Origin of the sequence: Mycobacterium sp. (assembly GCF_036488105.1) — a bacterium.
GTDB lineage: Bacteria > Actinomycetota > Actinomycetes > Mycobacteriales > Mycobacteriaceae > Mycobacterium.
In genome coordinates this window covers 1-5,717 of record NZ_DASXHW010000277.1, presented here as the reverse complement: position 1 = coordinate 5,717, position 5,717 = coordinate 1, and the positions used below count along the sequence as shown (strand labels likewise).

Annotated in this window: 6 protein-coding genes; all 6 read left to right on the top strand. The window is 65.6% G+C overall.

Going from position 1 to position 5,717, the window contains the following annotated elements; all coding sequences use genetic code 11:
• The coding region (locus VGH54_RS14100; RefSeq protein ID WP_331512638.1) for a copper transporter at positions 1-866 on the top strand (866 nt) is incomplete at its 5' end.
• A gap of 127 nt (positions 867-993) precedes the next feature.
• The gene (locus tag VGH54_RS14095; protein ID WP_331512637.1) at positions 994-2,760 is read left to right on the top strand and encodes a CTP synthase; all 1,767 of its coding nucleotides are present in this window, start codon (positions 994-996) and stop codon (positions 2,758-2,760) included.
• Positions 2,753-3,376, top strand: a complete 624-nt coding sequence (locus tag VGH54_RS14090) for an NUDIX hydrolase (protein WP_331512636.1) — start codon at positions 2,753-2,755, stop codon at positions 3,374-3,376. The genes VGH54_RS14095 and VGH54_RS14090 overlap by 8 nt, the downstream gene beginning before the upstream one ends.
• On the top strand, positions 3,373-4,320 hold the full coding sequence (gene xerD, locus VGH54_RS14085) for a site-specific tyrosine recombinase XerD (protein WP_331512639.1): 948 nt from the start codon (positions 3,373-3,375) through the stop codon (positions 4,318-4,320). The genes VGH54_RS14090 and xerD overlap by 4 nt, the downstream gene beginning before the upstream one ends.
• Positions 4,321-4,477: 157 nt before the next feature.
• Positions 4,478-5,341 (top strand): ParA family protein, encoded by an 864-nt coding sequence (locus VGH54_RS14080; RefSeq protein WP_331512635.1) that lies wholly within the window; start codon positions 4,478-4,480, stop codon positions 5,339-5,341.
• Positions 5,338-5,717, top strand: a 380-nt coding sequence (locus VGH54_RS14075; RefSeq protein WP_331512634.1) for a segregation and condensation protein A, incomplete at its 3' end; no start/stop codon positions are given. The genes VGH54_RS14080 and VGH54_RS14075, both read left to right, overlap by 4 nt.

Here is a 5,717-nt window from a genome sequence, read left to right as displayed (position 1 = left end):
CAGGTCTGCTGTCCAAAACGCTGCTATCCGGTCTGCAGGATGACAAGCACGAACTGCAGAACCAGATCAACGCACTCACCGACGACAAGAATGCGCTGAACGAAAAGCTCAATGCTGCAGGTGAATTCGATGCACAGATGTCACCGCGAATCCTGCATGACAAGTTGTCAGGCAAGTCGGTGGTGGTGTTCCGCACTCCCGACGCCAACGACGACGATGTCGACGCACTGTCACGGATGGTGGGGCAGGCGGGTGGAACGGTCACCGGGACCGTGGCACTGACGCAGGAGTTCGTGGACGCCAACTCCGCGGAGAAGCTGCTGTCGGTGGTGAACTCGCCGATCGTGCCCGCAGGGGCGCAATTGAGCACCACCTCGGTCGACCAGGGGTCCCAAGCGGGCGACCTGTTGGGAATCGCGATGCTGATCAACAAGGATCCGAAGGTTCGGGTGGTCGACGATTCCCAGCGCGACACTGTGCTGGCGGCGCTGCGCGACACCGGCTTTGTGACCTATGGCACCCAGCACATCGGGCCGGCCAACGCCGCGCTGATCGTCACCGGCAGGGGACTGAGCGACGGCGCAGGTAATCAGGGTGCGACCGTCGCCCGCTTCGCGGCGGGCCTGGCCCCGCACGGCTCGGGCACGGTCGTCGCGGGGCGCGACGGCTCCGCATCCGGCACGGCAGCGGTGGCTGTGACCAGGTCCGACGCTGGGTTGAGGGCCGCGGTCAGCACTGTCGACGACGTCAACGCCGAGTCAGGCCGGATGACCACCACGCTGGCGCTGAGCGACCTGATCAACGGCGGGCGGCCCGGTCAGTACGGCGTCGGCCAGGGCGCGTCATCGGTAACGCTGCCGCAATAGTCCCCAATGGCGTGTCAACGACGACTTGTCGGTGTCGGTGTTAGGGTGAGATTCCGTGGGTCGGCAGGCCCCAAGCTAGGACTCAGCCTAGAAAAGTAAGCCCTGCCCGTCGTCACGGAGGTTGCTCTTGCCAGCATTACGCAAGCACCCGCAAACCGCCACCAAGCACCTCTTCGTAACCGGCGGCGTGGTTTCCTCACTCGGCAAGGGCCTGACGGCGTCCAGCCTCGGCCAGTTGCTTACAGCGCGGGGCTTGCAGGTGACGATGCAGAAGCTCGACCCGTACCTCAACGTGGACCCGGGCACCATGAACCCGTTCCAGCACGGCGAGGTGTTCGTCACCGAAGACGGCGCCGAAACCGATCTCGATGTCGGCCACTACGAGCGCTTCCTCGACCGTGATCTGTCCGGCTCGGCGAATGTTACGACCGGTCAGGTGTATTCGACGGTCATCGCCAAGGAGCGCCGCGGCGAATACCTCGGTGACACTGTCCAGGTCATCCCGCACATCACCGACGAGATCAAGCGCCGCATCCTGGCGATGGCCGCGCCGGACGCCGACGGTAGGCGACCCGATGTCGTCATCACCGAGATCGGCGGCACCGTCGGCGATATCGAGTCGCAGCCCTTCCTCGAGGCGGCGCGGCAAGTTCGCCACGACATCGGCCGGGAGAACGTCTTCTTCCTGCACGTGTCGCTGATCCCGTACCTGGCGCCGTCGGGAGAACTCAAGACCAAGCCCACCCAGCACTCGGTGGCCGCGCTGCGCAGCATCGGTATCACCCCGGACGCGTTGATCCTGCGCTGCGACCGCGACGTGCCTGAGCCGCTGAAGAACAAGATCGCGCTGATGTGTGACGTCGACATCGACGGCATCATCTCCACACCCGACGCGCCCTCGATCTACGACATCCCAAAGGTGTTGCACCGCGAGGAGCTTGACGCCTACGTCGTCCGCCGGCTCAACCTCCCGTTCCGTGACGTCGACTGGACCGAATGGGACGACCTGCTGCGCCGAGTGCACGATCCGCAGGAGACCGTGCGAATTGCCTTGGTGGGCAAGTACGTCGACCTCTCGGATGCCTATCTCTCGGTGAGCGAGGCGTTGCGGGCGGCCGGCTTCAAGCACCGGGCCAAGGTGGAGATTCGCTGGGTGGGCTCCGACGACTGCGAGACGCCGGGCGGTGCGGCGTCGGTGCTCGAGGATGTCCACGGCGTGCTGATCCCTGGCGGCTTCGGCATCCGGGGCATCGAGGGCAAGATCGGCGCCATCTCGCATGCACGAGCCCGCGGGCTGCCCATCTTGGGGCTGTGCCTGGGCATGCAGTGCATCGTGATCGAGGCCGCGCGTTCCGTCGGTATGACGCAGGCCAACTCCGCCGAATTCGATCCGGACACCCCTGACCCGGTCATCTCCACGATGGCCGATCAAAAAGAGATCGTCGCCGGCGAAGCCGACCTCGGCGGCACCATGCGGCTGGGAGCGTATCCGGCCGTTCTGGAGCCGGATTCCATTGTCGCCCAGGCATATCAGTCGACCGATGTTTCCGAGCGGCATCGGCATCGCTATGAAGTCAACAACTCGTATCGGGACCGCATCGCCGAGAGCGGGCTGAAGTTCTCCGGGACATCTCCCGACGGGCACCTGGTCGAGTTCGTCGAGTATCCGCCGGAGATGCACTCCTTCGTCGTCGGCACCCAGGCTCATCCCGAGCTCAAGAGCCGTCCGACCCGACCACATCCGCTGTTCACCGGGTTCATCGGCGCCGCGATCGAGTACAAGGCGGGCGAGCGGCTGTCGCTGGAGATGCCCGAGCAACGTGCCAACGGCAGCGAACAACACGAGGACGCAGAGCCGTCGCTGCCCGAGCCCGAACCTGTTACCCGTGGGTGAGCACGTCTTCGAGACGACCTCCTCGAAAATCCTGCATGTCGGAAAGATTTTCGCGTTGCGGGCTGACCGTGTCCGGATGCCCGGCGGCAAGATCGTGACCCGAGAAGTCATCGAGAACTTTGGCGCGGTCGCGATCGTCGCCATGGACGACGACGGCCGAATCCCGATGGTCTACCAGTACCGCCACCCCTTCGGTCGACGGCTGTGGGAACTGCCCGCCGGACTGCTCGACGTCGACGGGGAGGCCGCGCATCTGAGCGCCGCCCGGGAGCTTCGCGAGGAGGTCGGCCTGCAGGCGGAGACCTGGCAGCTGTTGGTCGATCTGGATTCCGCACCCGGCTTCAGCGACGAGTCGGTGCGGATCTATCTGGCCACCGGCCTGACCCAGGTGGACCGGCCCGAGTCGCACGACGAAGAGGCCGACATGACCGTGGAGTGGTATCCCCTCGCCGAAGCAGTGCAGCGAATTTTCAGCGGAGAGATCGTCAATTCCCTTGCAGTTGCCGGTGTTTTAGCCGCCTACGCGGTCAGCGAGGGCATTGCTGAGCCGCGGCCGGTGGATGCGCCGTGGACCGACCGGTCGACGGCGTTCCGCGCGCGAAAGGCAGCCCGATGACGACGCTGGCGCCGCCGCTGGAGGGTCAGCTGCAGGGATACCTTGATCATCTGACGATCGAGCGGGGAGTCGCCGCCAATACGTTGAGCTCCTATCGCCGCGACCTGCGTCGCTACTTCGAGCACCTCACCGTGCGCGGCGTCGACGACCTGGCCAAGGTCAGCGAGGACGACGTCAGCGAATTCCTGATGGCCTTGCGACGCGGCGATCCCGATTCCGGTGTCTCGCCCTTGTCGGCGGTCTCGGCGGCCCGGACCCTGATCGCGGTGCGCGGTCTGCACCGGTTCGCAGCGGCCGAAGGCTTGGCCGAATTCGACGTCGCGCAAGCAGTCAAGCCACCGACACCGGGTCGGCGGCTGCCCAAGAGCCTCAGCCTCGATCAGGTCCTCGCCCTGCTGGCCGGCGCTGGCGGCGACAGCCCCTCCGACGGCCCGTTGACATTGCGTAACCGCGCACTGCTGGAGCTGCTCTACTCGACCGGCGCGCGCATCTCAGAAGCGGTCGGACTCGACGTCGACGACATCGACACGCACGCTCGGTCGGTGCTGCTGCACGGCAAAGGCGGCAAGCAGCGGCTGGTTCCGATCGGACGGCCCGCTGTGCAAGCCCTAGAGGCCTACACGGTCCGCGGGCGATCCGAATTGGCCCGTCGCGGGCGCGGTACGCCGGCCATCTTCCTCAATGTGCGCGGTGGCCGGCTGTCGCGTCAGAGCGCGTGGCAAGTCCTGCAGGACGCCGCGGAGCGGGCCGGCATCACCGCAGGCGTCTCGCCGCACACGTTGCGGCACTCGTTTGCGACCCACCTGTTGGAGGGTGGGGCCGACGTCCGCGTAGTGCAGGAATTGCTGGGACACGCATCGGTGACCACGACTCAGATCTACACCATGGTCACCGTGCATGCGCTGCGTGAAGTCTGGGCCGAGGCCCACCCGCGGGCGCGTTAGCCGCCCAAGTACTCCGACCGTCCCCAAATTCGCTGGTTACGTTGTTGCGGGTCTCACAGCGCGGGCGCGTATACCCGTTAGACTCTCCTGCGATGTCTGCCATTTCCCGACCGCCGCGCATGCCGAGGCGATCCATGCTGTCGAGCCGCAGCCGGGTATGACTGACGACGCCGACAGCGGCACCGGAGTTGGCCTGACCGGGCGCCCACCGCGGGAGATCCCCGAGCCCAAGCCGCGCACCTCACACGGACCGGCCAAGGTCGTGGCGATGTGCAACCAGAAAGGCGGCGTGGGAAAGACCACGTCGACGATCAACCTTGGCGCCGCCCTCGCCGAATACGGCCGCCGGGTATTGCTGGTGGACCTCGATCCGCAGGGAGCGCTGTCGGCCGGCCTCGGCGTGCCGCACTACGAGCTGGAACACACCATCCACAACCTGCTGGTTGAGCCGCGGGTGTCGCTCGACAACGTGCTCATGCACACGCGCGTCAAAAATCTGGACCTGGTGCCCAGCAATATCGATCTGTCCGCCGCGGAGATCCAGTTGGTCAACGAGGTGGGCCGCGAGCAGACGCTGTCCCGCGCGCTGCACCCGGTACTGGACCGTTACGATTATGTCCTGATCGACTGCCAGCCGTCCCTGGGCTTGCTGACCGTGAACGGATTGGCGTGCTCGGACGGCGTCATCATCCCGACCGAGTGCGAGTTCTTCTCGCTTCGCGGTCTGGCCTTGTTGACCGACACCGTCGAGAAGGTGCGCGATCGCCTCAACCCGAAGCTGGACATCAGCGGCATCTTGATCACGCGCTACGACCCGCGAACCGTGAACTCCCGTGAGGTGATGGCTCGGGTGGTGGAACGGTTCGGCGATCTCGTGTTCGACACCGTCATCTCCCGTACTGTCCGCTTCCCGGAGACCAGCGTCGCCGGCGAACCGATCACATCGTGGGCACCAAGATCGGGCGGCGCGGCCGCCTACCGGTCGTTGGCCTGCGAGGTGATCGACCGGTTCGGCGCGTGAACGGCGGGACGACCTGCGAGGCATCACCCCAGCACGGCTTCCAGGTCAAGCTGACCAATTTCGAGGGGCCGTTTGACCTTCTGCTGCAGCTGATTTTCGCTCACCGGCTCGATGTCACCGAAGTGGCGCTGCACCAAGTCACCGATGACTTCATCGCATACACCCGTGCGATCGGTTCGGAGCTGGGACTCGACGAGACCACCACCTTCCTCGTCGTGGCAGCGACCCTGCTCGACCTCAAGGCTGCGCGGCTGCTGCCATCCGGTCAGGTCGACGACGCCGAGGATCTGGCGCTGCTGGAAGTCCGCGACCTACTTTTCGCCCGGTTGCTGCAGTACCGGGCGTTCAAGCACGTCGCGCAGATGTTCGCCGAGCT

Excerpts from the sequence above, each read along its gene's own strand:
- VGH54_RS14080 (WP_331512635.1), top strand. The coding sequence starts at position 4,478 with ATGACTGACGACGCCGACAGCGGCACCGGAGTTGGCCTGACCGGGCGC.
- xerD (WP_331512639.1), top strand. The coding sequence starts at position 3,373 with ATGACGACGCTGGCGCCGCCGCTGGAGGGTCAGCTGCAGGGATACCTT.